The sequence below is a fragment of the Thiothrix winogradskyi genome, assembly GCF_021650935.1.
Lineage (GTDB): Bacteria > Pseudomonadota > Gammaproteobacteria > Thiotrichales > Thiotrichaceae > Thiothrix > Thiothrix winogradskyi.
The window spans coordinates 1,982,055-2,006,975 of sequence record NZ_CP091244.1 but is presented as its reverse complement, the minus strand read 5'-3'; the positions used below and the strand labels follow the sequence as shown (position 1 = coordinate 2,006,975).

36 protein-coding genes are annotated in these 24,921 nt (G+C 53.7%); 29 read left to right on the top strand and 7 right to left on the bottom strand.

Features of this window, described 5'->3' with window-relative positions:
- Positions 1-15 precede the first annotated feature (15 nt).
- From L2Y54_RS10225 to L2Y54_RS10130, 20 genes are all read left to right on the top strand, one after another.
- Positions 16-1,056 carry a substrate-binding domain-containing protein gene (locus L2Y54_RS10225; RefSeq protein ID WP_236501780.1) on the top strand — a complete coding sequence of 347 codons (1,041 nt, stop codon included), beginning with the start codon at positions 16-18 and terminating at the stop codon, positions 1,054-1,056.
- A 141-nt stretch (positions 1,057-1,197) separates the two neighbouring features.
- The gene (locus L2Y54_RS10220) at positions 1,198-1,614 is read left to right on the top strand and encodes an arsenate reductase ArsC (protein WP_236501779.1); all 417 of its coding nucleotides are present in this window, start codon (positions 1,198-1,200) and stop codon (positions 1,612-1,614) included.
- Between the two features lie 5 nt (positions 1,615-1,619).
- A complete protein-coding gene (arsB, locus tag L2Y54_RS10215; protein ID WP_236501778.1) occupies positions 1,620-2,693 on the top strand; it encodes an ACR3 family arsenite efflux transporter in 1,074 nt (357 codons plus the stop codon).
- A complete protein-coding gene (locus tag L2Y54_RS10210) occupies positions 2,690-3,298 on the top strand; it encodes a Crp/Fnr family transcriptional regulator (RefSeq protein WP_236501777.1) in 609 nt (202 codons plus the stop codon). Before arsB ends, L2Y54_RS10210 begins: the two co-directional genes overlap by 4 nt.
- Positions 3,299-3,407: 109 nt before the next feature.
- Positions 3,408-4,451: a hypothetical protein gene (locus L2Y54_RS10205; RefSeq protein WP_236501775.1), complete on the top strand. Its 1,044-nt coding sequence runs from the start codon at positions 3,408-3,410 to the stop codon at positions 4,449-4,451.
- A gap of 16 nt (positions 4,452-4,467) precedes the next feature.
- Positions 4,468-5,508 carry a hypothetical protein gene (locus L2Y54_RS10200; protein WP_236501774.1) on the top strand — a complete coding sequence of 347 codons (1,041 nt, stop codon included), beginning with the start codon at positions 4,468-4,470 and terminating at the stop codon, positions 5,506-5,508.
- Positions 5,509-5,532: 24 nt separating this feature from the next.
- A complete protein-coding gene (locus L2Y54_RS10195; protein WP_236501773.1) occupies positions 5,533-6,528 on the top strand; it encodes a hypothetical protein in 996 nt (331 codons plus the stop codon).
- 115 nt (positions 6,529-6,643) lie between these two features.
- Positions 6,644-7,840: a porin gene (locus L2Y54_RS10190; RefSeq protein ID WP_236501772.1), complete on the top strand. Its 1,197-nt coding sequence runs from the start codon at positions 6,644-6,646 to the stop codon at positions 7,838-7,840.
- Positions 7,841-7,953: 113 nt separating this feature from the next.
- Complete coding sequence (gene soxY, locus L2Y54_RS10185) at positions 7,954-8,409, top strand: thiosulfate oxidation carrier protein SoxY (RefSeq protein ID WP_236501771.1); 456 nt, start codon at positions 7,954-7,956, stop codon at positions 8,407-8,409.
- Positions 8,410-8,426: 17 nt separating this feature from the next.
- The gene (soxZ, locus tag L2Y54_RS10180; RefSeq protein ID WP_236501770.1) at positions 8,427-8,735 is read left to right on the top strand and encodes a thiosulfate oxidation carrier complex protein SoxZ; all 309 of its coding nucleotides are present in this window, start codon (positions 8,427-8,429) and stop codon (positions 8,733-8,735) included.
- Positions 8,736-8,763: 28 nt separating this feature from the next.
- The gene (gene soxA / locus L2Y54_RS10175; protein ID WP_236501769.1) at positions 8,764-9,573 is read left to right on the top strand and encodes a sulfur oxidation c-type cytochrome SoxA; all 810 of its coding nucleotides are present in this window, start codon (positions 8,764-8,766) and stop codon (positions 9,571-9,573) included.
- 19 nt (positions 9,574-9,592) lie between these two features.
- Entirely contained in the window at positions 9,593-10,228 is a 636-nt protein-coding gene (gene soxX, locus L2Y54_RS10170) for a sulfur oxidation c-type cytochrome SoxX (RefSeq protein ID WP_236501768.1), read from the top strand.
- Positions 10,229-10,362: 134 nt separating this feature from the next.
- Complete coding sequence (locus tag L2Y54_RS10165) at positions 10,363-11,304, top strand: sulfurtransferase (protein WP_236501766.1); 942 nt, start codon at positions 10,363-10,365, stop codon at positions 11,302-11,304.
- 20 nt (positions 11,305-11,324) lie between these two features.
- A complete protein-coding gene (locus L2Y54_RS10160) occupies positions 11,325-12,254 on the top strand; it encodes an MBL fold metallo-hydrolase (RefSeq protein ID WP_236501765.1) in 930 nt (309 codons plus the stop codon).
- A 13-nt stretch (positions 12,255-12,267) separates the two neighbouring features.
- Positions 12,268-12,576: a hypothetical protein gene (locus tag L2Y54_RS10155; RefSeq protein WP_236501763.1), complete on the top strand. Its 309-nt coding sequence runs from the start codon at positions 12,268-12,270 to the stop codon at positions 12,574-12,576.
- A 1-nt stretch (position 12,577) separates the two neighbouring features.
- Complete coding sequence (locus L2Y54_RS10150) at positions 12,578-13,117, top strand: sigma-70 family RNA polymerase sigma factor (RefSeq protein WP_236501762.1); 540 nt, start codon at positions 12,578-12,580, stop codon at positions 13,115-13,117.
- A gap of 88 nt (positions 13,118-13,205) precedes the next feature.
- Complete coding sequence (locus tag L2Y54_RS10145; RefSeq protein ID WP_236501761.1) at positions 13,206-13,730, top strand: YeeE/YedE thiosulfate transporter family protein; 525 nt, start codon at positions 13,206-13,208, stop codon at positions 13,728-13,730.
- Entirely contained in the window at positions 13,727-14,320 is a 594-nt protein-coding gene (locus L2Y54_RS10140; protein ID WP_236501760.1) for a DUF6691 family protein, read from the top strand. The genes L2Y54_RS10145 and L2Y54_RS10140 overlap by 4 nt, the downstream gene beginning before the upstream one ends.
- A 131-nt stretch (positions 14,321-14,451) precedes the next feature.
- The gene (locus tag L2Y54_RS10135; RefSeq protein WP_236501759.1) at positions 14,452-15,147 is read left to right on the top strand and encodes a hypothetical protein; all 696 of its coding nucleotides are present in this window, start codon (positions 14,452-14,454) and stop codon (positions 15,145-15,147) included.
- Positions 15,148-15,162: 15 nt separating this feature from the next.
- Entirely contained in the window at positions 15,163-15,588 is a 426-nt protein-coding gene (locus L2Y54_RS10130; RefSeq protein ID WP_236501758.1) for a hypothetical protein, read from the top strand.
- Between the two features lie 7 nt (positions 15,589-15,595).
- Here the strand turns inward: L2Y54_RS10130 and L2Y54_RS10125 are convergent, their stop codons facing one another.
- The 3 genes from L2Y54_RS10125 to L2Y54_RS10115 are packed head-to-tail and all read right to left on the bottom strand — an operon-like array spanning position 15,596 to position 16,495.
- Positions 15,596-15,829 (bottom strand): GDCCVxC domain-containing (seleno)protein, encoded by a 234-nt coding sequence (locus tag L2Y54_RS10125; RefSeq protein WP_236501757.1) that lies wholly within the window; start codon positions 15,827-15,829, stop codon positions 15,596-15,598.
- Positions 15,830-15,836: 7 nt separating this feature from the next.
- A complete protein-coding gene (locus L2Y54_RS10120; protein WP_236501756.1) occupies positions 15,837-16,136 on the bottom strand; it encodes a heavy-metal-associated domain-containing protein in 300 nt (99 codons plus the stop codon).
- Positions 16,137-16,150: 14 nt separating this feature from the next.
- Positions 16,151-16,495 (bottom strand): mercuric transporter MerT family protein, encoded by a 345-nt coding sequence (locus L2Y54_RS10115; protein WP_236501755.1) that lies wholly within the window; start codon positions 16,493-16,495, stop codon positions 16,151-16,153.
- 74 nt (positions 16,496-16,569) lie between these two features.
- Between L2Y54_RS10115 and L2Y54_RS10110 the strand changes: the two genes are divergently transcribed.
- The gene (locus L2Y54_RS10110) at positions 16,570-16,968 is read left to right on the top strand and encodes a MerR family transcriptional regulator (RefSeq protein WP_236501754.1); all 399 of its coding nucleotides are present in this window, start codon (positions 16,570-16,572) and stop codon (positions 16,966-16,968) included.
- 77 nt (positions 16,969-17,045) lie between these two features.
- Here L2Y54_RS10110 and modC read toward each other — a convergent pair whose 3' ends face one another.
- From modC to L2Y54_RS10090, 4 genes are read right to left on the bottom strand one after another with little or no spacing between them, the layout of a single operon-like run.
- Positions 17,046-18,116, bottom strand: a complete 1,071-nt coding sequence (gene modC, locus L2Y54_RS10105; RefSeq protein ID WP_236501753.1) for a molybdenum ABC transporter ATP-binding protein — start codon at positions 18,114-18,116, stop codon at positions 17,046-17,048.
- Positions 18,113-18,814 (bottom strand): molybdate ABC transporter permease subunit, encoded by a 702-nt coding sequence (modB, locus tag L2Y54_RS10100; protein ID WP_236501752.1) that lies wholly within the window; start codon positions 18,812-18,814, stop codon positions 18,113-18,115. Before modB ends, modC begins: the two co-directional genes overlap by 4 nt.
- Entirely contained in the window at positions 18,814-19,638 is an 825-nt protein-coding gene (gene modA, locus L2Y54_RS10095) for a molybdate ABC transporter substrate-binding protein (protein ID WP_236501751.1), read from the bottom strand. Before modA ends, modB begins: the two co-directional genes overlap by 1 nt.
- Before the next feature lie 45 nt (positions 19,639-19,683).
- Positions 19,684-20,034, bottom strand: coding sequence for a winged helix-turn-helix domain-containing protein (locus tag L2Y54_RS10090; protein ID WP_236501750.1), 351 nt, complete (start codon positions 20,032-20,034; stop codon positions 19,684-19,686).
- Positions 20,035-20,203: 169 nt separating this feature from the next.
- Here L2Y54_RS10090 and L2Y54_RS10085 point away from each other — a divergent pair, with 169 nt between their 5' ends.
- The 8 genes from L2Y54_RS10085 to L2Y54_RS10050 all read left to right on the top strand — a co-directional run bounded on the left by L2Y54_RS10085 (position 20,204) and on the right by L2Y54_RS10050 (position 24,856).
- On the top strand, positions 20,204-20,593 hold the full coding sequence (locus L2Y54_RS10085; protein WP_236501749.1) for a rhodanese-like domain-containing protein: 390 nt from the start codon (positions 20,204-20,206) through the stop codon (positions 20,591-20,593).
- Positions 20,594-20,608: 15 nt separating this feature from the next.
- On the top strand, positions 20,609-21,019 hold the full coding sequence (locus L2Y54_RS10080) for a rhodanese-like domain-containing protein (RefSeq protein WP_236501748.1): 411 nt from the start codon (positions 20,609-20,611) through the stop codon (positions 21,017-21,019).
- A 5-nt stretch (positions 21,020-21,024) separates the two neighbouring features.
- The gene (locus L2Y54_RS10075; RefSeq protein ID WP_236501746.1) at positions 21,025-21,768 is read left to right on the top strand and encodes a sulfite exporter TauE/SafE family protein; all 744 of its coding nucleotides are present in this window, start codon (positions 21,025-21,027) and stop codon (positions 21,766-21,768) included.
- A gap of 85 nt (positions 21,769-21,853) precedes the next feature.
- On the top strand, positions 21,854-22,903 hold the full coding sequence (locus tag L2Y54_RS10070; RefSeq protein ID WP_236501745.1) for a permease: 1,050 nt from the start codon (positions 21,854-21,856) through the stop codon (positions 22,901-22,903).
- Positions 22,904-22,928: 25 nt separating this feature from the next.
- Positions 22,929-23,231: a thioredoxin family protein gene (locus tag L2Y54_RS10065; protein ID WP_236501744.1), complete on the top strand. Its 303-nt coding sequence runs from the start codon at positions 22,929-22,931 to the stop codon at positions 23,229-23,231.
- An 18-nt stretch (positions 23,232-23,249) separates the two neighbouring features.
- Positions 23,250-23,681 carry a thioredoxin family protein gene (locus L2Y54_RS10060; RefSeq protein WP_236501742.1) on the top strand — a complete coding sequence of 144 codons (432 nt, stop codon included), beginning with the start codon at positions 23,250-23,252 and terminating at the stop codon, positions 23,679-23,681.
- A gap of 33 nt (positions 23,682-23,714) precedes the next feature.
- Positions 23,715-24,176 carry a thioredoxin family protein gene (locus tag L2Y54_RS10055; RefSeq protein WP_236501741.1) on the top strand — a complete coding sequence of 154 codons (462 nt, stop codon included), beginning with the start codon at positions 23,715-23,717 and terminating at the stop codon, positions 24,174-24,176.
- Complete coding sequence (locus L2Y54_RS10050) at positions 24,176-24,856, top strand: cytochrome c biogenesis CcdA family protein (RefSeq protein ID WP_236501740.1); 681 nt, start codon at positions 24,176-24,178, stop codon at positions 24,854-24,856. The genes L2Y54_RS10055 and L2Y54_RS10050 overlap by 1 nt, the downstream gene beginning before the upstream one ends.
- Positions 24,857-24,921 lie beyond the last annotated feature (65 nt).

Genomic DNA, 24,921 nt, shown 5'->3' with positions numbered 1-24,921 from the left:
CTTGGAGATACTCGAATGAAGAAACTGGTACTGGCTGTTGCCACTGCACTGGCACTGTCCGCAACAGCGGCTCAAGCACGTGATAACATCGAAATCGTGGGTTCATCCACCGTTTACCCCTTTACCACCACCGTAGCTGAACAGTTCAGCAAAAAAACCGGCAGTCCAGCCCCCAAAGTTGAGTCTACTGGCACTGGCGGTGGCATGAAGCTGTTTTGCGCAGGTGCAGGCGTTGAAACCCCTGATCTGACCAATGCTTCCCGCCGCATGAAAAAAAGCGAGTTTGAAAACTGCCAAAAGAATGGTGTTGATGCCATCACTGAAATCCACATGGGTTATGACGGCCTGACCATTGCACAATCCAAATCCGGCCCGGAATTCAAGAACTTCAGCCTGAAAGACCTGTACATGGCGCTGGCGAAAGAAATTCCCAATGAAAAAGGCGAACTGGTTGCCAACCCTTATAAGATGTGGAATGAAGTCAACCCTGAGTTGCCAGCCATCAAGATCGAGGTCATCGGCCCACCACCAACTTCTGGTACACGCGACTCCTTCAATGAGCTGGGTATGGAAGGCGGCTGCAAGAAAATTGACTCCCTGAAAGCCCTGCATGACAGCGACAAGAAAAAATTCGAGTCAGTGTGCCGCACCATCCGTGAAGATGGTGCTTACATTGAAGCTGGTGAAAACGACAACCTGATCGTGCAAAAGCTGGAAACCAATGCCAATGCATTGGGAGCGTTCGGTTTCAGTTTCCTTGAGCAAAATGAAGACAAGCTCAATGGGCTGGCACTTGATGGGGTCAAGCCTTCGCCTGAAGCCGTTATCGACAAGACTTACCCCATGTCCCGTGCCATGTACGTGTATGTGAAAAACTCCCATGTTGACCAGGTTAAAGGCATCAAGGAATTTGTAGCGGAATACGTCAGTACGGATGCAATGGGTGAAGATGGCTATCTGGCTGACAAAGGATTGGTAACAGTCCCTGCTGACAAATTGCCGGAGATTGCCAAAAATGCCACTGCTTTCACCCCGATGAAGGGCGATGACCTGTAAATAACGTCATAACATCTCCTTCAATAATACCAACAATAATCACCAAGCCTAGGGGGTGCGTTGCACCCCCATTTTTATATATTCGTCAAATCGAATATGATAAACTTCCTGTAGCGTTTGAACATCAATGGGGAAATAACCATGCCAGCATCCAGAACCGTCCTTATCCTCTGCACCGGCAATTCCTGCCGTTCGCAAATGGCTGAGGCTATCCTCAACCACGATTTGGCAGGGAAGGTACGCGCCCTGTCTGCCGGGATAAAGCCACAACCCAAGGTAGCAGAAGGTGCAATCGAAGCCCTGCAACTCGCTGGTTTGCCAACAGCAGGGCTATACCCGAAGGATGTAGATACCCTGCTGGATGAACCTATTGATCTCGTTGTCACGGTATGTGACAACGCCAAGGAAGCCTGCCCCATTTTTCCACGCCCCGTACCCGCCATCCATTTGCCATTCCATGACCCTCACGGGGAAGCCATTGAAAGTTTCCTGCGGGTTCGTGATGACATCCGTACCCGGCTAGTTCCAGCAGTCCTCGAAGCACTCAACAAGGAGTAAACACCATGTCTGCGCAATGTGAAGTGACTGCCAAACACCAGTCCGGTGCGCCGATGGGCGTATTTGAACGCTACCTGACCCTCTGGGTGCTGCTGTGCATTATCGCCGGTATCACGCTGGGTAGCCTGTTGCCTGCCGTGTTCCAGACGATTGGGCAACTGGAAGTGGCGCAGGTCAACCTGCCCGTAGCACTGCTGATTTGGCTGATGATCATCCCGATGTTGCTGAAAATCGACTTTCACGCCTTGCATGAAGTCGGGCAGCACTGGAAAGGCATTGGGGTGACACTGTTCATCAACTGGTTGGTGAAACCGTTTTCGATGGCATTGCTGGGTTGGTTGTTTATTCGTGTGTTGTTTGCTGACTGGCTTCCGGCGGATCAACTGGATAGTTATATTGCAGGGCTGATCCTGCTGGCGGCTGCACCCTGCACCGCGATGGTGTTCGTGTGGAGCAACCTGTCGAATGGCGATGCCAACTTCACCCTGTCGCAGGTGGCGTTGAATGACACCATCATGATCTTTGCGTTTGCACCGTTGGTGGGGTTGTTGTTGGGGATTTCCGCCATCAGCGTACCGTGGGATACACTGTTTTTGTCAGTGCTGATTTATATCGTGATTCCGGTGATAGTCAGCCAGCTATTACGCCATTTCTTGCTGACACACGGCAAACTGGAGGCTACTTTGCAAAGGCTGCAACCGGCTTCGCTGGTGGCGTTGTTGGTGACACTGGTGCTGCTGTTCGGCTTTCAAGGGCAACAGGTGTTGGCGCAACCGCTGATCATTTTATTGCTGGCAATCCCCATCCTGATTCAGGTGTATTTCAATTCGATGCTATCGTATTGGCTCAACCGCCATTTCGGGGTAGCGCATTGTGTGGCAGCCCCTTCCGCCCTGATTGGGGCAAGCAATTTCTTTGAACTGGCGGTGGCAACGGCGATTGTGCTGTTTGGTTTCAATTCTGGTGCTGCGCTGGCAACGGTTGTCGGGGTATTGGTGGAAGTACCCGTGATGCTGTCGGTGGTCGCCATCGTCAACCGTACCCGTGGCTGGTATGAAGCAGGGGCGCAAACCGCATGACAGACAAACCGGAAACCCTGTTACCGGGTTATTTCCCGCCCTGCTTGACCCAACAGGCCAAAGTGCAGGAATTGCAGGCGGGGGAATGCCTGTTCCGCATCAATGACACAGTGGATGGGTTGTTTTACCTGCAATCGGGTGAAGTCAAGGCTGTGCGTTACCTGAGCGACGGGACGGAAGTCATCATGCTGCGCACAAGACCGGGGGAACTGCTGGGGGAATCGACCATGGCGGTTGAACGTTATGTCTGTGATGCGGTGGTGTTATCGGATTGTCGGGTGACAAAAATCCCCATGCAGGCGTTAAAACAGGAACTCGCCACCAACCCCGACTTTGCTTTCCAGTTGATGTTGGCGATTGCCCGCACCTCGCGGCTGCAATGTTCCCGTTACGAACGCTTGCGCCTGAAAAATGCGGCGGATCGAGTATTGCATTATTTGCTGTGCGAATCCGGTGGCAGCGGGACGATCGAATACCCCAGCCATTTGTACGAATGGGCGCATGAGCTGGGTCTGCAACGGGAAACCCTTTACCGCACCCTCGCCGCTCTGGAAAAGGCGGGCAAGATCAGCCGTACCGAGCGCACCATCCACTTGCTAGGATAAATCAGCTTTTTTTGCTGCTCTGCCGCAGCCGTATGATTACGATCATATGAAAACCCTGCCCTACACGGAATACTACAGCCTCACGATAATTAAATGAGGAGAGGAAGGTATGAAGCGTCGGGATTTCTTTGGTGTGGTTGCTGTTGCTGCAACAGGTCTGAACTTGGCAAGCTGCATGGGCAGTTCCAGTGCTGAAAATACTGCCACCACCAGCACTACTGCGGCGAGCAGCGAACTGGCAAGCCATACGGGTGTGGTCACGCTGTATTACGAATTCCGCATTGCTGGCCCTGAAAATGCCACCATGCTGGCGGCGGTGGATGCGTTAAGCACCAGCCTTGCCGCAAAAGACGGCTTCCTGAGCCTGTCGCTGAAAAACACGGTGGGTGATTCCACAATGGTCAAGAACTACCCCAAGGAACTCAAGGGTGTACTGGGGACAGCCTATACCGACGGCTTTAAAGCGGGGCGGATGCCGTTGTTTTACGCCCTGTTTATCCGCTTCGAGAATTATACCAAGCTCAAAGCCGCAGGGGTAGAAAGCTGGTTTGATACCACCGTTGCACCCATGCTGCACCTTTACCAGCCGGGTCAAAACGGTGCGCCGCCGACCAAACTTGCCTTGGCGTTCGATTACTACGAAGGCTATTTCAAAACCGTGGCAGCAGGCAACCGCACCGCCATTTATGCCACCGAAGCCGAGATTGTGACCTTCCTGAAAACACAAGAAGACACACCGGACAGGGGCTATATCACGGTAGAAAACCATGTCGCTATCCATTCCAGCAAAACCGCCGAGTTCAATGAGAAGGTCAAAATCTTGCTGACAACTGCACAGACTACCTATCGCCCGGACATTAATGATGCCGACTTTGACGGTGGGCTTGACCCGCAACTGATCGGGCAACCCGGTTCAGCCACCAACGCTTACTACCGCCGCGCTGTCACCACCGAAATTCTGCAAAACCTGCAAGTGGAAACCAACGCTGCCCGCAGCTACCTGATGCACGGCGTGTGGCAATCGGTGATGGATCACGAAAACTCGCATCTGGATGTGCGCTTTGTGCAGTCTTCCACCCCAACCGGCACGTATGTGATGGCAGGGCCAGTGGAGCCGTTCTACGAAACCCGCCGTTTGGTGAATAAAGCGTAAGCATCAGGAAGTACTCATGGACAGAAGACAATTTTTAGAGCTTTCCGGGGCAGCCGGAGGCACATTGTTGCTAGGCAGCAGCGCAGCCGCCGAAGCAACCCCGGCGGTAGCCACCACCAATCACCCCAAACCTGTCGGTGCGGTGACTTATTACACCGAAATCCGCGTACCACCGCCAGAAAAAGCGGCAGTCCTCGCCAAAATGGACGAACTGATCGCCCTAATGCAGGGTAAGGCTGGCTATTTATCCCTGTCCTTCAAACAAACGATTGGTGAATCGACGATGGGGCGGGCATACCCCAACCCTAAAAAAGCCATTCTCGCTGAAGCCTTGGCGACACTGGACGGCACCTTATCATCCCCCAAAGTCCCTTATTTTTACGTGATGTTCCTGCGTTTTGACAACTACGACAACCTGCTCGCCTCTGGGGTGCAAGCGTGGTTTAAAGCCAATATTGTGCCATCTTTATTCGCTTATAACGCGGCGACGACCCCGCCTACCAAAACCAGTATTGCACTGGATTTTCACGAAGGTGTGTACACCACCGTGGCGGCGGCAGACCGTGTAAACGGTTACATGACAGCGGAAGAAATCAGCACTTACCTAGCCTCCAAACAATCCGATGAGGTGGCGGGGCAGTATGTTTCGGTCAACAACCATTACATGATCATGGATGTGAACCGCGAAGCACATTACAACCTGTTGCGTGAAAACCTCAATGGCAATACCCGCTCCATTTTCCGTCCCATTCCGGGGGATGCGGGTTACGACGACAGTGACCCGGATTATGTGGCAAACGGTCAACCCGCAGCAGCGGATAACACTTTTTTCCGCAAGGCAGTGACCCGTGAAATTTTACAAAACGCTTTTCCTGAAGGTGAAAAACGTAATTACCTGATGCACGGGGTGTGGGAAACCATCATGGATCATGAGAATTCCCACCTGGATCCGCGTTTTTCAGCCGGAGCATCCCAAGTGGGTTCGTATTTTATTGCCCACCCGGTCGAGCCGTTTTACATCACCCTTAAGCAGGATCGGTTCATTAAGTCAGCTTAATGGATTGGTTTCAGGAGAAAAGTTATGGAAAGAAGAACCTTTCTGAGTTTTGCCGCCCTCTTTGGCGGTGGCATGTTGGTGTCTGCTTGTGGTGGTGATGGCAACAACACAGCGGTGACCACCACGACCACCGCCGATACCGCACTGGCAGCTACCCAAGCCAAGCCCACTGGGGCGGTGACCATGTATTACGAAATACGGGTTCCCAACCCCGAAAAAGCCACCGTGCTAGCGAAGATTGATGCACTGATTGGCCTGATGAAAGCCAAAACAGGTTACTTGAGCTTGTCATTCAAACAAATGACGGGCGAATCCACTATGGTTAAAAATTACCCCAACTCGATGAAAGGGGCATTGGATCAGGGCTTTGTGGGTAACAGTAAAGTGCCGAATTTCTACAGCCTGTTTGTGCGTTTCGACAATTACGACAATATGCTGGCATCCGGGGTGCAACAGTGGTTTGTGGATAATATCCAGCCATCCTTGTTTGCGTACAACGGGGCAACCACGCCACCCACCAAGACCAGCGTTGTGCTGGAGCATTACGAAGGTGTTTACGTCACCGTGGCGGCAGGCGACCGTACCGCGATTTATACCACCCCCGAAGCCATCGAGACTTTCCTGAAAAACCAGTCGGATGAGGTCAACAACCTTTATGTGACGGTGGAAAACCACGTCATGATCAACAATGTGTATTTGGCTGAATTTAATACCAAGGTGCGCACCCTGCTGACCACGGCACAAACCACCTTCCAACCCAGCGATGACCCGGCTGGATTGGGGCTGGCGGGTGCAGCCGACAATACCTATTACCGCAAAGCCGTGACCACCGAAATCCTGCAAAACGCTTTCTATGACGGCAATTTGCGTAGCTATATTATGCACGGGGTATGGGAAAGCATGTACGACCATGAAAATTCACACATTGATACCCGCTTCCAGCAAGCCTCTGGCCCTGTTGGTGCGTATGTGGTGGTGGGGCCGGTCGAGCCATTTTACAACACCATCAAGCAAGGCTAGCTATTGAGCTTATTTTAATCAATATGATTACAATCATATGAAACGGGCTTGTCTGCAATAAATAATGCTGTGTCTTTTTGACAACACCGTATAGAGAGGATGAGGAGTGAACGACATGCAAAATACATTACGCATTACGTTGGTAGCGGCTGCCATTGCCGCTGTGTGTGCTACGCCCGCGATGGCGGCAGATGACCTGCAAGCCCTGAAAGCACAAATGGAAACCATGCAAAAACGCATTGCCGAGTTGGAAACCAAGCAAAGTGCTGCCCCGGTTGCCAAAGCGGAAAAGAGTGCAAAAGGTGACAAAAGTGATAAAGGCGACAGCAAAGAGGAAGGCTGGATTGCCAATTCCAAGGCCATGAATCTTTACGGGCGGGTCGGTTTGAGTGTTGACAACAAATCTGGTGACATTACCAATGAAGGTACAACCCTAAACAGCAACGCCTCCCTGTTGGGTGTGAAAGGGACACTCCCTTCCGGTTACGGTGAAACCGATGTCATTTATCAGATGGAACTGGAATATGACACCACTAACAGCACGACTGACAGCACGGGTAAACAACGCGATGTCTTGCTACGTGAAGCCTATGCAGGTGTGAAAAGTGACAAGATGGGAACACTACGGGCGGGTCGCCTGAGCACCGGCTACAAAGGTTCGTTGACAACCATTGACCCGTGGCTGGATACCGCCATGCAATCCCGCAACGGTGGTCGCCAAGGCTCATCTGAATTGCACTCAAATTATTTCAACAATACCCTCATGTATGAGACACCAAAACTGGGATCAGGGGTAAAGGCCAATGTCTGGTATGCAACCAATACTGACAACACCCAATTGAATAACGCTGGTTCATTAGTCAATTTCAAGGGTGGCAGTGCAACAGGTCTTGGCGTGAAATACAAGAACAAGGCCGTTTTCCTTGCCGCCGACATGATTGACATGAATGCCGATAATGTTTCCAGTGGCGTTACGAATGGTTCTGGTTGGCAAGTTGCCGCCCAATACAAACCCGATAAAGTGGGCGTAGCAGCCTTGTATGAAGATGTGGATGAATTAGGCTTTGGGAAAAACACCTATGTCAATGCTACCTACGATGCCACGCCAAAAACCACGCTAGTAGCGGCTTATGGCAAAAACGAAGGCCGCGTCCCCAATGGCAACAAAGACTGGGATAACTGGAGTATCGGCGTCCAACAAAAAATCCACAAGAAATCACAACTCTTCGCCGCTTACAACAGCCGCAAGGATTCCGCTGATCTGGAAGAAAATACCATCACCATCGGTACTAAAATCAACTTTGGTGATTAATCGTTGAGCCTGTGATTGCCCCATTTCCCGTCCCAAGCAAGCGACTCCTCTCTGGGAAATGGGGAATCCTTTTCGTTCGTAACGGCTGTTTTTAATATCGGAGGAAAACACACATGAAACGTAGAACATTTCTACAAGGCACACTGGCTGCGGGTGCGGCTGGCATGGCAGTTAGCGCAGGTTTGCTGACCCCGCGCATGGTAATGGCAGAAGGCGGCGGCGCATTTGATTCCAAGTCAATGGAAGATGCCCTCAAAACCATGGCAGTTACCCCGGAAGAATCCGCTGACATCAAAATCAAAGCGCCTGAAATCGCTGAAAATGGTGCTGTTGTCCCTGTCACAGTGACATCTGGCGTGGCGGGTACAACCGAAATCAGCATTCTGGTGGACGGTAATCCAACCCCTTTGGCTGCCATGTTCATTCTGGGTGAAGGCGCACAACCGGAAGTTTCCACGCGCATCAAGATGGGCAAAACGGCTAACGTAGTTGCCATTGCTAAAGCCGGTGACAAGTCTTACACCGCCAAGCAGGAAGTCAAAGTCACCATCGGCGGCTGCGGCGGCTAATTTAGAGGAGCAAATCAATGTCTAGTATCAAACTGAAAGCAGCAGCCAAAGACGGCTCGGTTGAAGTCAAAGCCCTGATGACCCACCCAATGGAAACCGGACAGCGCAAGGATAAAAAAACCGGCGAACTGGTTCCTGCGCATTTCATTAAGGAAATCATTGTCACCGCCGGGGATAAAACCATTCTCACCGCTAACTGGGGCGGCTCTGTTTCCAAAAACCCTTACCTTGCGTTTAGTTATGCAGGCAAAGCCGGTGACAAAGTGAAACTCGCGTGGACTGATAATAAAGGAGAGAAAGACTCTGCTGAAGCCGATGTAAGCTAGGTTGTAATGACAAAGGAGGATGGAGTACATGACAAAAAAATACTTAACTGCCCTGTGTGGGCTGCTATTGAGTGGTGTTGTCTTGGCAGAAGATGCCAATGTCGATGCCTACCGTGAAATGACCTACGGCGACCGCGATGCTAACCCCGGCCTGCTAGTGGTTGACCGAGGCGAGGAATTGTTCAAAGAAAAGCGTGGCCCAAAAAATGCTTCACTGGAACAATGCGATTTTGGTTTAGGTGCTGGCAAAGTGGAAGGTGCATACGCGCAACTGCCACGCTATTTTAAGGATGTTGACAAGGTGCAGGATGCCGAATCCCGCCTGCTGCACTGCATGGTGGAATTGCAAGGTTTTGATGCCAAGGAACTCAAGCAAAAAGCCTTTGCCGATCAGCGCCTCAATGAAGATAACACCGACCTTGAAGCCCTGACCACTTACATTGCCAGCAAATCCGATGGCATGAAAATCAACGCGCCATCAGACCACCCCAAGGAACAGGAAGCCATCAAAGTCGGTGAGGAACTGTTCTGGCATCGCTATGGGCCGATGGACTTTGCCTGTGCCACCTGCCATTCCGCCGACAATGCCCGCATCCGCCTGCAACCGCTGGTCAACGCTTACAACAAGGAAGGTATCCAGAAAACCGTCGGTGGCTGGCCAACCTACCGGGTTTCCCACGGGGTAGTACGTACCATGCAGCACCGCATGTGGGACTGCCACTGGCAGATGCGCCTGCCGGATGCGGACTACGGTTCACCACTGACCACTTCCATCATCGCTTTCCTGACCAGTCAGGCGAAGGATGGCACGATGGTTCAACCCGGCATGTCACGCTAACGCAGAAGGAATCACAATCATGAAACGTACAGTATTACTGGCTGCGGTGGTGACAGCCATTGCCGCAACCGCAGGCGTTTATGCCGAAGACAAGGCGGGTGAAGATGTCAGTGCCGTGGTGGAACAACAAATCGCCACAGGTTTCCAGCAAGGGGATAATCAGGATCAGTCACGCCTAACGCAGGATGAGACACTCAAGACCTGTTCCACTACCCGCAACAAACCCAGTGAAGCCGAAGCCAAGGCGATTATGGAGCGCGAAAAAGCCACCATCAAATACCCGGAAGGCGGCAAAATGCTGGGGGACTGGGAAAAAGGCAAGACCATTTTCACCGACGGTTTTGCCATGCGCATCGGTCGTATTGAGCCAGACAAAGCCGACAAGGTACGCGGTGGCAACTGCTACGCCTGCCATGCGGCTGACCCCAAGGAAGTGGCGGCGGGCAATTTGGGGTTATCCCTGACCAATTTCGGCAAAAACCGGGGCAATACCGAAGAAACCGTCAAATATGCCTACGAAAAAATCTACAACGCACAAGCCTTTGTCGCCTGTTCCAATATGCCGCGTTTGGGGCATAACGGCATCCTGACACCGGAACAGATTGCCGATGTAGTGGCATTTCTGGTTGATCCGGCTTCACCTGTCAACAAGTGACCTCTCTCCGTCGCTGCCAGCAAAGCCCGGCTTGTCCGGGTTTTGCTTTAATATACGCATGGACAGATATAGCAAACTGGCGATATAGTGCCAAACCGACATACACAAGATGTTACAACACGAGGAGGAACCCGATGACTGTATTCCTGAAACGTATCAGCACCGCACTGTTGCTGTTGAGCGTGTTTTTGCTATCGCCCGCATGGGCTGAAGGGCGTGATTTTCTGGTGGATGCCGATTGGCTGGCAGCCGAAAAGGAGAAAAACAAGAATCTGGTAATTCTTGAAGCCCGTTACCACCCACACCGTTTCTACACCGTCGGGCATATCGAAGGCGCAGTACAAGTGCAACGCTTCAAAGACTTGGGCGACAACCTCGCCAAACCGATCATGCGCTTCCCCAGCAAGGAAAAATTCGAGAAAACTCTGCGTTCATGGGGCGTGAACAACGATTCTACCATCGTGCTGTACGATGATTCCAGCACCGCACTGGTTGCCCGCCTGTATGGCACGCTGGAACTGTTCGGCTATGACATGAGCAAGGTGAAAATCCTCGACGGCGGCACGATTGGCTGGACAGGTTTCAACGAACTTACCAAAGAGCCAACACCCACCCCGAAAGAAGGCAATGTCACCCTGAAAGACCCCAACCCTGACATGCTGGTGGAGTGGATGGATGTGTACGACGACGTAGTGTCACGCCGCGATGAAAAAGTGGTACTGGTCGATGCACGTCCAGCGGATATGTACAACGGCAAAACCATCCGCCACGCGGTGCAAGGTGGGCATATCCCCGGTGCGCTGAATATCGTCAGCCTTGACGGTACGGACGGGCAAAGCCAAAGCTGGAAATCCGCCGAAGACCTCGAAGCCATGTACAAAGACATCCCCAAAGACAAAACCGTGTACCTGTATTGCCACGACGGTTTCCGCATGAGTCTGGGTTTCCTGCAATTGCGCAGTCTGGGTTTCAAAGACGTGCGTTTCGTCAATGGCGGTTGGAGTGCATGGGATGGCGCAATGACCCTGCCGATCGTGCAAGGCGACAAACCGTATGACGAAGACTATTCACTGTAAGTTACTGTAAGGAACATCGGATGCGCTATACAACGACCGCGCTCCTGTTCACGCTGTGCGCCTGGGTTCTCCCGGCGCAAGCGTTTGAACTGGAAGCTAAAAAAGTCACTGACAAGGTATACGCCCTCGTCGGCGACATTGACCAACGCACCAAGGAAAACCTCGGTCTCAACAACACCCTCGGCTTTGTCATCACGGATGACGGCGTGGTGCTGGTCGGTTCCGGCGGCACGGATGAAGCCGCCAAACTGATCGAAGCTTCCGTCAAAAAAGTCACCGACAAGCCCATCAAGCAAGTGGTGAACACCGGCTCGCAAGACCACCACTGGATGGGCAACGGTTATTTCATCGCCCAGAAAATCCCGGTGATGGCACTCAAGCGCACCGTAGACAGTCAGGAAGCCTTCAAAGCCCCCAACCTGCAACGGCTGGCAACGGCACTCGACAAAAAGCCGGAAGATTTCAAACCAGTCGCTGCGGATAACGTGGTGGATGCGGACACCAAGGATTTCACCGTGGGCGGCGTAGCCTTCTCCCTGCGCTATCTGGGTGAGGCGCATTTCCCCGGTGATGCCGTGCTGTGGTTGCCGGATGAAAAAACCGTGTTTGCGGGTGACATTGTGTTCAATGACCGGATGCTCGGCTTGTTGCCGGAAACCAGCAAGGTCAAGGCATGGCTGGCAACCTTCAACAAACTGGCGGAACTTAAGCCCGAACACGTCGTACCGGGACATGGCTACCCCAGTGACATGGCAACGGCACAAAAAGCCGTGGGTGATTACCTCGGCTGGCTGGTCGAAGAAGTGGGTAAGGCAGTTACCGACATGGAAGACATTGGTGATGCGGTCAAACGCCTCGCGGCTGACACCCGTTTCGACTTCCTCAAATTCCACAAGGAATGGAACAGCCGCAATATCCACCAAACCTACATGCAGCTAGAAGCTGAATAAACCGGAGAACATTATGAGCGAAACTGTCCCCTTACATTCCTCCATCGTTGCGCTGGTATCGCTGGCGGCGGGGATTGCGGCAAAACATCCGGCAATGGGGCTGTGCCAAGTGCAACGCCTGCGCTCGTTGGGCGTGTCGGAAGATCATATCAACACAGCGGTGGAAATTGCCCGTCATATCCGTGACGAAGCTGCCCAAAAGCTGGATGCGGCGTTTGACGAGCAAGCCGCCCCGCAAACGGCGGACACTGTAGCTGACACCCCCGTTGTCAGTGGTGGTGCTTGCTGCACCTCAACCGCATCCGGGCAGGCGTGCTGCTAGGATGAACTGCCTGATGCAGGCATGGAACAGCCACGAGCGTGAACTGCGGGCGTGGCTGCGCAAACAACTGGGCAATACCACCGATGCCGAGGACATGCTGCAAGACCTGTTTCTGAAAGCCTTGCGGCAAGACAAAAAGTTCTGCGAAATCGACAATGCGCGGGCATGGCTGTTTCAAGTTGCGCGTAATGCATTAGCAGACCGTTTGCGGGTGCGGCGTGAACAGGTGGAATTGCCCGACGATTTGCCTGCTGAAACCGCTGAACCCACTCCCGTCGATACGCTGGCAGATTGCTTGCCCCGCGCCCTGTCAGAACTTCCCCCCGAAGACCGTGACATCATCACCCAATGCGACCTGCAAGGCATGAAGCAGGACGACTATGCCCAACAGCACGGCTTGAGCCTGCCGGGGGCAAAATCCCGCCTGCAACGCGCCCGCAAACGCCTCAAAGCGCATCTGGAAACCCACTGCCAGGTACATTATGACGATGACGGCAAGGTGTGCTGCTTTGTGCCGCGTGAACCCTCCGCTTCGACATAAATCCCCGCATTCCTTGAGTCAGATCAATTTATTCCTGTGACATTGAGCATACAGTGAAACTGTGTTCCAACGATAACAGGAGATGAAAATGGAACGAGTACCACAGACTAGCAAACCTTTCCTGTCCCCGTTAGTCGCGGGTGTGGGCTTGGGTGTGACCTTATTTGGCATGTTCGTTGTCACTGCCCACGGCTTGGGTGGATTTGGTTTATTTCGTGGCTTTGCCGCGTGGTTGGGCAATGCAGTTGCCACCTCATGGGCAAGTGCGAACGGGTATTTCGCCCCGCTATTAGCCAGTGGCAACCCCTTGAATGACTGGATTACGTGGGAAACCGTCGGTATCGCTATTGGCGCACTGGTAGGCAGTGTGCTGGCACGCCGCTTCAAACCTCACATTGAGCGTGGCTCACAGGTGCGCGTCGGCACACGTCTGGGGCTGGCACTGTTCGGCGGTATCCTGACCGGAATGGGGGCAGCCTTGGCAAGGGGTTGCACCAGCGGTACGGGCTTATCAGGCAGTGCCACGCTGGCAGTGGCGGGTTTTGTGTTCCTGTTGGCATTTTTTGTCACAGGCATACTGGTGTCCATGCAAACACGGAGGCTTTGGGAATGAACATGGTAATTGCAAACAATATGTGGCTGGTATTCCTGCTCGGTATTGCCTTTGGCTATTTTCTCGAAGGCTCAGGGTTAAGCAGCCCGCGTAAGCTGAATGCACAGTTCACCCTGCGTGACTGGGCGGTTTTCAAAGTGATGTTTGTTGCCATTGTGGTGGCTGCCATCGGTTTATGGTTGTTCAGTACCTTGGGGTGGTTGCAGGCTGACAAGTTGAAAGTGCCAACCACCTTCTGGTGGGCAACCGCAACAGGTGGCGCATTGCTGGGTGCGGGGTTGTCACTGGGCGGCTATTGCCCCGGCACATCGGTGGCAGGCTTGTTCAGCGGGCGGCTGGATGCACTGTTTTTCATGCTGGGAATGGTCATCGGTGCATTTGTATTCGCTGGCGCGTTTGATGCACTGAATGGTTTCTATACCGCTGCCAAAGGGGTAGAGAAACAGACCTTGGCGCAATTATTCGGCTTGCCAGTGTGGGTGGTACTGCTAGGGCTGGCAGGATTGGCAGCAACAGGTTTCTGGTTGGGCAACCGCTGGGAAGCCAAACACCACGGTGTCATTAGTGCGGCTACGCTGCAACACCCGTAAACAACATCAACACCTGAATCAGGCAAGTGGGGTCAACGATGCAGCCGGAGGAATTTCACCCTCTGGCTGCATCTTTTTGGGGGCCATGCCGTCTTCCCTTACAACACGACCAATAACACAAGGATTATTGAATGACCTTACGCGCCTCTTTGCTGCTCGCCGCCAGCCTGATCACGCTGAATACGGCTTACGCAGAAACCCCATCCAATTGCATTACCAGCGTCAGTTCCCACAGCAACCGCGCTAATGCCGAAGCCAAAAATTATGCGGCGAATGTGGCGTGGAAAGACCTGGCCTTGACCCCGACCAGCGTCGGCTATGGTTCAGCCGCTGGGCGCGAATACGAGCTGACCATTGTCGATGGCAAAGTGTACCGGGTACGCCCGGACGACAAAGGCGGGATTGAAGTGCTGACCGACACCCCTAGCGAAGGCGGCGCGTTCATGTTGCAACTGGCTTCCCCGCAAAGCTGGAAAGAACACAGTAAGCTGGATGCAATCAGTTCATTCGACGACCTGAGCTTTGCCTTCGACGAACTGGTAGATGACATGGGGTGCGGGGATTTAGCCCTGATACCCTTCAAGATTACCGGCAAAGCCAACAAGGTTTCCTGGAGTCTGGATACCCTGCCTGAACCGCTGGTGACAGATTCCACCGATGAAACGGTCACGATTGTGGGTTTATACAACCGCAACGAGAAGGTACGTTATTTCATGGTTCCCGGTTACAACCTCCACGCCCATGTGGTGCTGGATGGCAAACAACAGGCGGGGCATATCCGCGATCTGGAACTGGCGGAAGGCGCAACCCTGTATTTGCCGGAATAAGGGGGCAGTCAGTACATGAGCATTACGTTTACCCAATATTTTGATGGTTCGTTTCAAGGCATCCTGCGCTGGCATCAACTGGACGCGCTGTGGGAACAGGTACGCGCACAACCAGAAGGCTGGTATGCCAGTCTGGTTGGTGAAGCCTTGCCGGATGAACCCATGAGTGCCGCTGCCTTGCACCAGTTCATCAGCGAACTGGATACACTGTTGCGTGAGGAACACGATTACGACTATTGCGGGGTGGTCTACGCTGATAACCCCGCCGAGCCTACCATGATCAAGGTTTACGACCCGCATAACATGGGGAGTTCCTGCGGGTGCAGTGGGGAGCGGATTTGGCCGCGCTGGGTGTTGAGCCGTCTCAAGCCAGAGCCGCTGGCGGAAACCGCCCCGTTACCGGGCAACCGCAAACGCTGGTGGCAAAAGTTGTTCGGCTGAGCAGTACTTAAGACGAACCACAGCCCGCAGCCGTACAGCAACCCCGCTGCTCCTGTATCGGCGGGCATTTCACCGTGCCGTAAGAACAAAACACGCAGCAATCCCCCGGCAAGGGACGTAACAGCGTTTTGCAGTGTTCGCATTCGTAGAAAAACCAGCAGGCATCGGTGGGCATGATTTCCTGCTTGCTGAAGCCGCATTCCGGGCAAGTCAGGGTCGATTCGAGGATAATGGCGTTCATCCGATACCTATTGGGTTGGGGCAGTTTGAGGGGTGGATGGAAAACCCGCTTGTGTGGTTGCCTGTACCAAGGTTTCCACGGTGGTTTTTTCAGGGTTATAGCTGATTTGGGCAGTTTTGGTTGCCAAATCCATCGTGACTTCATCGACCCCCTCAACAGCACTCAAGGCTTTTTTAATGGTGATCGGACACAGCGAACAGGTCATATTGCTGACTGCCAGCGTGGTTGTTTCCAGCGTATCCGCATCAACAGACACCGACCAGAGCAATCCGGCACTCATCCATAAACAAGTGATAAAGCGATACATAAGTTATTCTCCTGTCAGTAAAACCAAGGGGCAATCAGCGGAACGGCAAGTAATGCCAGCAAAGCAACGGTCACAAGCCAAAACAACCAACGTTGCCGACGCAAGACGTTACTATCCGCACAGGCTGCACCGATGACACACTGGCGTGGTCGCCAATATAAGCGGTAAAAGGTCAACGCCAGAAACAGCAGCGTCAAGCCGATGAATAGCGGGCGGAATGGCTCCATTAACGTCAGATGGCTAATCCATGCGCCACTAATGCCGAGTGCCAGCAACACCAACGGGCCAACACAGCACACGGATGCGCCAACCGCCGCCAGAACACTGGCAATTAACGAGGTTTTTTCATCAAACTTCACTATCCTGACCCTATAACTGTGTGGCAAGTTAGCATAGTATAAATGCCGTAGTCAGGTACGGAGTCAAGTTCCAAATGGGTGATAACTTAACCATCGGCAAATTAGCCAAAATAGCGGGGGTGAATGTGGAAACCATTCGCTATTACCAACGCCGTGGCTTGTTGCTTGAGCCACCCAAGTCCACTAACGGGCAACGCCATTACCCTGCTAGTTGTGCCACACACCTGCAATTCATCAAACGGGCACAACAGTTGGGTTTCAGCCTGTCGGAAATCACTCAGTTACTTCAGCTCGAACAAGCCGGTGATTGTCGGGAAACCCATGCTTTGGCAACCCATAAGTTAAGCCTGATCCGGCAAAAAATTGCTGACTTGCAGACCATGCAACAGGCTCTGGAAACCTTGATCGAGGCGTGTGAAAAACGTCCTGATGCCACGATAGGTTGTCCAATTCTGTTAAAATTGACTGGCTAATGTTACCGGGAAGTATGCTGGCATTGGGAGGAATGGGGATCATCCTGTTTGCCCCACGCCCCTGATTGCCCCCGATACTACACAATCGCAGTCCCCTTGATCTGCACAAACACCGCCATCCCCACCTGCAAACCCAGTTGCACGGCGGATTTCCGGGTAATGTGCGCCAACAGCGGCGCACCGCCAAGGTTCAGGCGCACGACCGTCTGCCCCGCCTGCCCATGTGCCAACCCTGTCACCTGTGCAGGCAGCACATTGAGGATGCTGCTGTGTTCCGGTTGCCGGAGGGTAAGACTGACATCCCGCGCATACACCCGCACCCGTAACGGGGTATCGACAGCGGCGGCTTGCTGGTAGGGTATGTGCAAGATACCGCCCGCAAATTGTACCTGACTCAGATGGAATTCCGGTTCATGCCCGCACACACGCACCTCCAGCACGCTGGATGCCTGTTTGCCTTCTGCCAGCGGTGAATCCAGCCGCGTGAGAGTTTCTGCCAATGCGCCCGAAGCCAGCACCTTGCCCGCTTCCAGCACCACCAGATGATCGGCAAGCCGGGTCACTTCCTGCGGTGAATGCGTCACGTACAAAATCGGAATGTCGAGTTCGCGGTGCAAGCGTTCCAGAAACGGCAGGATTTCCTGTTTGCGCTTGAGGTCGAGCGCGGCAAGCGGTTCATCCATCAGCAGCACTTGCGGCTTGAGAGCAAGGGCGCGGGCAATACCGACCCGCTGGCGTTCGCCGCCGGAAAGTTGCGCGGGAATTTTGTCCAGCAAATGTTCAATCCCCAACATGTCCACAATCGCTGCCAGTTCGTCATCATTGGTGGATTGCGCGGCACGTTTGCGCCCGTAATCCATATTCTTGCGGGCGGTCAGATGCGGGAACAGGCTGGCTTCCTGAAACACATACCCCAAGGGGCGTTGGTGCGTCGGCAAAAACACGCCGTTCGCGCTGTCTTGCCACACCTGCCCGCGCACTTGCAGGAAACCATTGTCCGGGCGTTGCAACCCGGCAATGCAACGCAATAAGGTGGTTTTGCCAGAGCCAGAATGCCCAAACAATGCCGTTACCCCGCTCCCCGGCAAGTGCAAATCGGTTGCCAGCGTAAAATCCGCAAACTGCAAATGAAAACGCGCTTCGATCATGTTTTCACCGCCTTTTCCACATCCAGCTTCTGGTTCATCAGGTGCATGGAAAGCAGCACAATGAAGGCAAACGCCACCATCAGCCCTGCCAACCAGTGCGCATGGCTGTATTGCATGGATTCCACATGGTTGTAAATCTGCATGGAAACCACCCGCGTGTGACCGGGGATATTGCCACCGACCATCAACACCACCCCAAATTCACCGACGGTATGCGAAAACCCCAGAATCGAGGCGGTGAGGAAACCGCGCCGCGATAACGGCAACACCACACTGAAAAAGGCATCCAGCGTACTCGCCCGCAAGGTCGCCGCCGCTTCCAGCATCCGTTTATCCAGCCCTTCAAAGGCATTGTGCAGCGGCTGCACCACAAATGGCATGGAAAACAGCACCGAAGCCACCAGCATCCCGCCAAAACTGAACGGCAACCGCCCCAATCCCAAGGCTTGGGTAGCTTGCCCCACCCAACCATGTGGACCCATCAGCATCAACAGGTAAAACCCCAGTACCGTTGGCGGCAACACCAGCGGCATTGCCACCAGTGCAGCCACCACGGGCTTGAAGCGGGAACGGGTTTGCGCCAGCCACCACGCCAGCGGCGTACCCAACACCAACAGGATCAGGGTAGCCCCGGCGGAAAGTTCCAGCGTCAGGCGGATGGCTGCCCAATCTTCAGCAGTAAAAGGCAGCCAATCCATTATTGCGCACTCGTGGTGGCAGGTTTGTCAGTCGCTGGTTTACCAGCCGTATCCGCGCCTTCACCCGGCAGTACAAAGCCGTATTTCACCATCATCTGGCGGGCTTCGGGGGCTTGCATGTAATCGGCAAAGCGTTGGGCAGCCGCATTATCCTTGCCGTGGGCAGTGACGATGAAGGCTTGCTCCAGCGGTTCATGCAGCTTGTCCTCGATCAAATAGTAGCTCCCTTGCTTGGACAGTTCCGGGTTCAGTGCCAGTGACAGGGCGATGATGCCAATGTCAGCATTGCCGGATTCCACGAACTGGGCGGTTTGCGAGATGTTTTCACCGTAGACCAGTTTAGGCTTGACCGTATCCCACAGTTTGCTGGCAGTGAGGGCTTCTTCGGCACGTTTGCCATACGGCGCGTGCGAAGGGTCGGCAATCGCAATGTGCTTGAATTTGTCTTCGGTGAGGTTTTCCAGCGTCAGTTTGCTGGCATCGTGGGTATTGCTCCACAACACAATCCGCCCCACGGCATAGGGTTTCACCTCGGAAGCAGCTTGTTTGGCTGCTGCCAGTTGTTTGGGGTATTTGATGTCGGCGGAAAAGAACAGGTCAAACGGTGCGCCCTGTTCGACTTGGGTGCTGAGTTTGCCAGATGAGCCGAAGGTGATGTCCACCTTGTCAGCGGGGTTGGCAGCCACGTAAGCGGTCTTGATCTCTTCCAGCGCGAACTTGAGGTCAGCGGCGGCGGCAATTTTCAGGTCGTCTGCCCACGCACTGGCAGTGCTGCAAGCAATCGCAGCGGCAAGCAGGGTTTGTTTGAACAGTTTCATCATCATTTCCTTTCGCTATTCCTAAAAAAACATAACGTGCTACAAAAATTTTTACAGAATCAAGCCTGCGGAGCGTTGGGCGAGGAATACATCAAAATCTGCTCGCACAGCGTGGTAAAGCGCAATGGCTTTTTCGCCCGCTTCAGTCAGGCTTGCCCCGCCGCCGCCTTTGCCGCCTGTAGCACTACTGACCAAGGCTGTCGTGCTATGGGTATTCATGGAGTTGACCAGTTCCCATGCCTGACGGTAGGACATTTGCATGGAACGCGCCGCCGCACTGATGGAACCGTGTTCGCGGATACGTTCCAACAGGATGACACGCCCTTGACCAAGGAATGTTCCTTGAGGGCTTTCGATCCAGAAGCGTCCACGCAAGTGGTAGGTAAGGGAAGCTGTATTCATGGTTTCGTTATGTATCACAGGGAATAACGAGGAACAAGCATAAGCAATACACGATAATGTTAAATGGGGAAAATAATCTGCATCCTTTTTCAGCCAAATCCGTCTCCCTGTACATAACGCCAAGCGGCTGCCCCAGAACATCACCTAACCTGAAATGAGGATAACTCACATGCAAGCCAACGATTTTGACAGCTATTTACGCAGCTTTGACTACGACGAACGGGTGGCGATGAAAATCCAGTTGCCCGAACTGCTGAAACTGTATGCAGCGGATAAGGTGCAACTCATCGACATCCGCTTCCATGAAGAATACCGCGCCTGGCAGGTGGGGATAGGTCAGCACATTCCGCTGAATGAGTTGCCGGATCGTTTGGGTGAACTTGACCCGGCTAAAACCATCGTCACCATGTGTCCGCATTACGACCGCGCTGAAATTGCCCGCCTGTATCTCACCCTGAAAGGCTACCATTCGCGCTACCTCACTGATGGGATGCTGGGGATTGTGAATCACCTGCGCGGCGACACTGCCCGCGATTACATGGCATTGTTGGATAATTAACAGGAGAAATACCGCATGAAAACAGCACTTGATGAACTCGCCAGACAAATTGCCCCCAAGAAAATGGGAATGGCGCGGATTACCCTCAATGACTTTATTGCCGCCTATAACAAGGGCGAGGCAGAACTGATTGATATTCGCCTGCCGGAAGAAGTGGCAGTGTGGCAGTTGAATTTTGGTCTGAAAATTCCTGCTACGGAACTGCCAGAGCGTTTGGGTGAATTGCCCAAGGACAAGCTGCTGGTGGTGGCTTGCCCAATGACTGACCGCTCCAACATTGCCCGCACCTACCTTGCCGCCCACGGTTATCAGGTCAAATATCTGCAAGATGGTCTGCTGGGGTTGATGGATCGTCTGAAAGGGGGAATGGCGGGTGACATTGCCTTACCTGAGTCGATAAATTCCGCTGCATCGTTGGCAGGTTAAGCCGCATGGAATTATTACTGGCGGGTGGCCTCACCTTCCTGTTTACGACCGTGCTGACTGTTGCGGGGGTTGGGGCTGCCTTTATCCTGATCCCCGTGTTCATAGCATTGGGCATTGAGTTGCATACCGCGATGGCGACTGCCTTGCTGTTGAACAGTATTGCCATGAGCATTGCGTCGTGGACATTTATCCGCAACCGTTTGGTGGTCTGGAAACTGGCATTGCCCATTACGGTGATTGCGGCGCTGCTGTCGCCGGTTGGAGTATGGGTCAGCCGTGGTCTTGACCGCGATACCCTGTTGTGGTTTTTTGCCGCGTTTTTGGTGTTTGCCGCGTTAATGATGCTGTTTTACCGCCCGAAACCACGGGATGCACAGTTTTCAACCGGGACGTTGCTGGGCATCGGTGGCGTAGTCGGTGGGCTTGCCGGGTTTATTGGCGGGCTGTTGGGTGTGGGCGGCGGCAATATTGTTGTGCCTGCCTTGGTGGCTCTGGGGGTTGAACCCAAAAAGGCTTCGGCAAGCACCGCCTTTATTGTCATTTTTGCTTCGTTATCCGGTTTTCTGGGGCATGTGGGCTTGTCCGCCATGAATTCCGACCTGTTGCTGACCACTGGGGTGGCATCGGCTGGCGGGGCAGCGGTAGGTGCTTGGCTGATGAGCAAAAAACTGCAAAACAGTCAGGTGAAGTTGGTTATCGGGGTGGTGCTGCTGGCGATTGCTGCCAAAATTGCATGGGGTTTGGTGTAAATGATGGCGGGATGTGCATCCTTTTCCACTCACATCCGTCTACCCGTATATAATGCACAACTGCTGACGCTTTAGGAGACGACCGATGCAAGCCATCCAACAATTACGACGCTTTCCCGCACAACAACCGCTGCTGTTTATGCTGCTGGCGGCTGTGACGTGGTTCCTGCTTTACCGCTCGCTGATTCCGGCTTCCGAAGCACTCGTTGCCGCTCTGCCCGTTGAGCGCGACAGTCACCTTGGCGGAGCATTGCAGTTCTTTTTCTACGATACGCCGAAAGTATTGCTGCTGCTCACTGGCATTGTGTTTGTCATGGGGATTGTCCACACCTTTATTTCACCGGAACGCACCCGTGCCATGCTCTCTGGCAAACGTTTAGGCGTAGGCAATGCGATGGCGGCAAGCCTGGGGATTGTCACCCCGTTTTGTTCCTGTTCCGCCGTGCCGCTGTTCATTGGTTTTTTGCAAGCGGGTGTGCCGCTGGGCGTGACGTTTTCCTTCCTGATTTCTGCGCCAATGGTCAATGAGGTGGCATTAATCATGCTGTTCGGCTTGTTTGGCTGGAAAGTTGCGGTGCTGTATCTGGTGATGGGTTTGCTGATTGCGATTTTCGCCGGGATGTTGATTGGCAAGCTGAACATGGAAAATTACCTCGAAGACTGGGTACGCCAGATGCAAAACACCCAAGCCGCTGGCAATGTCGGTGCAAGCGCGATGCCGTGGGCGGAGCGTATCCAGCACGGTTTCCAGCATGTGCGTGAAATCGTCGGCAAGGTCTGGCCTTACATCGTTGCTGGCGTGGGTTTGGGTGCGCTGATCCACGGTTTCGTGCCGGAAGATTTCATGGCTTCCTTCATGGGTAAGGATGCGTGGTGGGCTGTGCCTGCTGCGGTCGTGCTGGGTGTGCCGATGTATACCAATGCCGCTGGTGTCATCCCCATCGTGCAGGCATTGCTGGCAAAAGGTGCGGCGCTGGGTACGGTGCTGGCATTCATGATGAGCGTGATTGCGCTGTCTGCACCGGAAATGATCATCCTACGCAAGGTGCTCAAACCGCGCTTGATTGCCACCTTCGTAGGCGTGGTAGCCACTGGCATTCTGCTGGTGGGGTATGTATTCAATCTGGTTTTATAATTTTTACTGAATCAAGGAGCATTTCATGCAAATTAAAGTTCTCGGCACGGGTTGTGCCAACTGCAAAACCACCCTGAAACTGATCGAAGAGGCTGCGGCAGCAAAAGGCGTGGCGGTGGAATTGGAGAAGGTCGAAGACCTGCCTTCCATCATGGGCTACGGCGTGATGTCTACCCCCGGCGTAGTGGTAGATGGCAAAGTAGTACACGCAGGCGGCATCCCTTCCAAAGCCGCGATTGACGGCTGGCTGGCAGGCGCAATGACCACGCCAGCGGCAGCGGCAGCAAGCGCAGGTGGCTGTTGCAGTGGCGGCAAATGTGGCGGCTAAAGGCTGAGGGTTAGCGTGATGAAACAGCAAGCGGGGGCATTCCAGCTTCCCCTGATAACCTGGCTGATGGTGGCATTGTTTGGCGGCATGGTGGTATTTGCCGCCGTCAAACTGTCTTCTTCCGAAGTGCCAACCATTGAAAATGACTTGGTAGTACAAGCCTTGCAACGCGGTAAACCCACGCTGGCTGAATTCGGTTCTGACACCTGCGCCACCTGCAAAAAGATGGCGGTCGTCCTGCACCAACTGGAGCAGGATTACGGCGACCGGCTGACGGTGGCGCACGTCAATATCATCAAGCAACCCGATTACATTACAAAATACCGGATTGCCTTGATGCCCACCCAGATTTTCTTTGATGCCAACGGCAATGAAACCGGGCGGCACATGGGTGCACTGACCCCACAGGAAATCCTCGACAAATTGGGCGTGGCGAACCCGCGCCCGTAAACTTTTACGGTAAAACAATAAGGATCAAACGGAATGAAGACTCATATCATGGGCTTGGTATTGGCGGCAGCATTGGGTTTTGCCAGTGCGCCGTTGCTGGCAGAAGAAACCACCGCGACCAAAGACAAGGACATTGTGGCGGAAACCCTAAAAGCAGGCAAACCGACCATTGCCGAGTTTGGCGCGGGGACTTGCTTTACCTGCAAGGAAATGAACAAGGTGCTGGCACAACTCGAAGCCGAACATGGCGACAAAGTGGCGGTAGCGCATGTTAGCGTGATTGACCAGCCGGATTATGCGCGTGGCTACGGGGTTATGCTGATCCCCACCCAGATATTTTTTGATAAGACGGGGCAGGAAATCGGGCGGCACATGGGGCCTTTGACCGGGCAGGAAATTCTGGACTCGTTGGGCGTGGAAGCCGATGCCGATAAACCTGCGGCTGGAAATAAACCCACCGATGAAGATAACGCTACCGACAAGGAGAAATCCTGATGGGTGGCTGGGAAGGCATACTGGCAGCCTTGCTGGGTGGCATTGTCACCTCTGCTTCGCCGTGCGCATTGGCAGCCATTCCGGTGGCGGTTGGCTATGTTGGCAGCCGTGCCGATAACCCGCGCCGTGCGTGGTGGCTATCTGGCGCGTTTGTGCTGGGGATGAACCTGACGTTGCTGGGCTTCGGCTTGCTGGCGGCACGGATGGGGCTGTTGTTTGGCAATATTTCCGGTACCTGGTCGATTGCAGTCGGCTTGCTGCTGGTGGTGGCAGGTGCGTGGCTGTGGTTGCGTCCGGCTTCATCCTGCGGTATCAGCCTGCCAAGCGGGGTGCAGCAACGTTTTGCCAACTCCGGTACGTGGGGGGCTATTGTGCTGGGTGGGTTGATCGGCACGGTGCTTAGCCCGTGTGCCACTCCTGCATTGGCGGCGGTGTTGACGCTGGTTAGCACGGGTTCGTGGCTGGGGTCATCGTTGTGGTGGGGAATGTTGCTGCTGCTGGTTTACGGTATCGGGCATAGCATCCTGCTGCTGGTGGCGGGGGCAATGCCTGCGACGGCGAATACCCTGATCCGCCACATTGCGCATTATGACCGCTGGTTGCCGGGGCGGCGTACCTTTGCGGTGATTCTGGTGCTGGCGGGGGCATGGTGGGTCTGGCAGGGTTTCAATATGCTTTAGCCAAGGTCGCCTGTGTCGAAATTAACTCAGGGAAATTGTTTCGTGCACGTTCCTTAGTGGGTTTG

Coding starts and splice junctions, on each gene's coding strand:
- L2Y54_RS10220 (WP_236501779.1), top strand. CDS start 1,198: ATGCCAGCATCCAGAACCGTCCTTATCCTCTGCACCGGCAATTCCTGC.
- L2Y54_RS10145 (WP_236501761.1), top strand. CDS start 13,206: ATGGAACGAGTACCACAGACTAGCAAACCTTTCCTGTCCCCGTTAGTC.
- soxA (WP_236501769.1), top strand. CDS start 8,764: ATGACAAAAAAATACTTAACTGCCCTGTGTGGGCTGCTATTGAGTGGT.
- L2Y54_RS10065 (WP_236501744.1), top strand. CDS start 22,929: ATGCAAATTAAAGTTCTCGGCACGGGTTGTGCCAACTGCAAAACCACC.
- L2Y54_RS10200 (WP_236501774.1), top strand. CDS start 4,468: ATGGACAGAAGACAATTTTTAGAGCTTTCCGGGGCAGCCGGAGGCACA.
- L2Y54_RS10155 (WP_236501763.1), top strand. CDS start 12,268: ATGAGCGAAACTGTCCCCTTACATTCCTCCATCGTTGCGCTGGTATCG.
- L2Y54_RS10165 (WP_236501766.1), top strand. CDS start 10,363: ATGACTGTATTCCTGAAACGTATCAGCACCGCACTGTTGCTGTTGAGC.
- L2Y54_RS10210 (WP_236501777.1), top strand. CDS start 2,690: ATGACAGACAAACCGGAAACCCTGTTACCGGGTTATTTCCCGCCCTGC.
- L2Y54_RS10055 (WP_236501741.1), top strand. CDS start 23,715: ATGAAGACTCATATCATGGGCTTGGTATTGGCGGCAGCATTGGGTTTT.
- L2Y54_RS10150 (WP_236501762.1), top strand. CDS start 12,578: ATGAACTGCCTGATGCAGGCATGGAACAGCCACGAGCGTGAACTGCGG.
- L2Y54_RS10090 (WP_236501750.1), bottom strand. CDS start 20,034: ATGAATACAGCTTCCCTTACCTACCACTTGCGTGGACGCTTCTGGATC.
- modB (WP_236501752.1), bottom strand. CDS start 18,814: ATGGATTGGCTGCCTTTTACTGCTGAAGATTGGGCAGCCATCCGCCTG.
- arsB (WP_236501778.1), top strand. CDS start 1,620: ATGTCTGCGCAATGTGAAGTGACTGCCAAACACCAGTCCGGTGCGCCG.
- soxX (WP_236501768.1), top strand. CDS start 9,593: ATGAAACGTACAGTATTACTGGCTGCGGTGGTGACAGCCATTGCCGCA.
- L2Y54_RS10130 (WP_236501758.1), top strand. CDS start 15,163: ATGAGCATTACGTTTACCCAATATTTTGATGGTTCGTTTCAAGGCATC.
- L2Y54_RS10195 (WP_236501773.1), top strand. CDS start 5,533: ATGGAAAGAAGAACCTTTCTGAGTTTTGCCGCCCTCTTTGGCGGTGGC.
- L2Y54_RS10110 (WP_236501754.1), top strand. CDS start 16,570: ATGGGTGATAACTTAACCATCGGCAAATTAGCCAAAATAGCGGGGGTG.
- L2Y54_RS10225 (WP_236501780.1), top strand. CDS start 16: ATGAAGAAACTGGTACTGGCTGTTGCCACTGCACTGGCACTGTCCGCA.
- soxZ (WP_236501770.1), top strand. CDS start 8,427: ATGTCTAGTATCAAACTGAAAGCAGCAGCCAAAGACGGCTCGGTTGAA.
- L2Y54_RS10205 (WP_236501775.1), top strand. CDS start 3,408: ATGAAGCGTCGGGATTTCTTTGGTGTGGTTGCTGTTGCTGCAACAGGT.
- modA (WP_236501751.1), bottom strand. CDS start 19,638: ATGATGATGAAACTGTTCAAACAAACCCTGCTTGCCGCTGCGATTGCT.
- L2Y54_RS10080 (WP_236501748.1), top strand. CDS start 20,609: ATGAAAACAGCACTTGATGAACTCGCCAGACAAATTGCCCCCAAGAAA.
- L2Y54_RS10120 (WP_236501756.1), bottom strand. CDS start 16,136: ATGTATCGCTTTATCACTTGTTTATGGATGAGTGCCGGATTGCTCTGG.
- L2Y54_RS10190 (WP_236501772.1), top strand. CDS start 6,644: ATGCAAAATACATTACGCATTACGTTGGTAGCGGCTGCCATTGCCGCT.
- L2Y54_RS10085 (WP_236501749.1), top strand. CDS start 20,204: ATGCAAGCCAACGATTTTGACAGCTATTTACGCAGCTTTGACTACGAC.
- L2Y54_RS10070 (WP_236501745.1), top strand. CDS start 21,854: ATGCAAGCCATCCAACAATTACGACGCTTTCCCGCACAACAACCGCTG.
- L2Y54_RS10125 (WP_236501757.1), bottom strand. CDS start 15,829: ATGAACGCCATTATCCTCGAATCGACCCTGACTTGCCCGGAATGCGGC.
- L2Y54_RS10140 (WP_236501760.1), top strand. CDS start 13,727: ATGAACATGGTAATTGCAAACAATATGTGGCTGGTATTCCTGCTCGGT.
- soxY (WP_236501771.1), top strand. CDS start 7,954: ATGAAACGTAGAACATTTCTACAAGGCACACTGGCTGCGGGTGCGGCT.
- L2Y54_RS10075 (WP_236501746.1), top strand. CDS start 21,025: ATGGAATTATTACTGGCGGGTGGCCTCACCTTCCTGTTTACGACCGTG.
- L2Y54_RS10135 (WP_236501759.1), top strand. CDS start 14,452: ATGACCTTACGCGCCTCTTTGCTGCTCGCCGCCAGCCTGATCACGCTG.
- modC (WP_236501753.1), bottom strand. CDS start 18,116: ATGATCGAAGCGCGTTTTCATTTGCAGTTTGCGGATTTTACGCTGGCA.
- L2Y54_RS10160 (WP_236501765.1), top strand. CDS start 11,325: ATGCGCTATACAACGACCGCGCTCCTGTTCACGCTGTGCGCCTGGGTT.
- L2Y54_RS10050 (WP_236501740.1), top strand. CDS start 24,176: ATGGGTGGCTGGGAAGGCATACTGGCAGCCTTGCTGGGTGGCATTGTC.
- L2Y54_RS10060 (WP_236501742.1), top strand. CDS start 23,250: ATGAAACAGCAAGCGGGGGCATTCCAGCTTCCCCTGATAACCTGGCTG.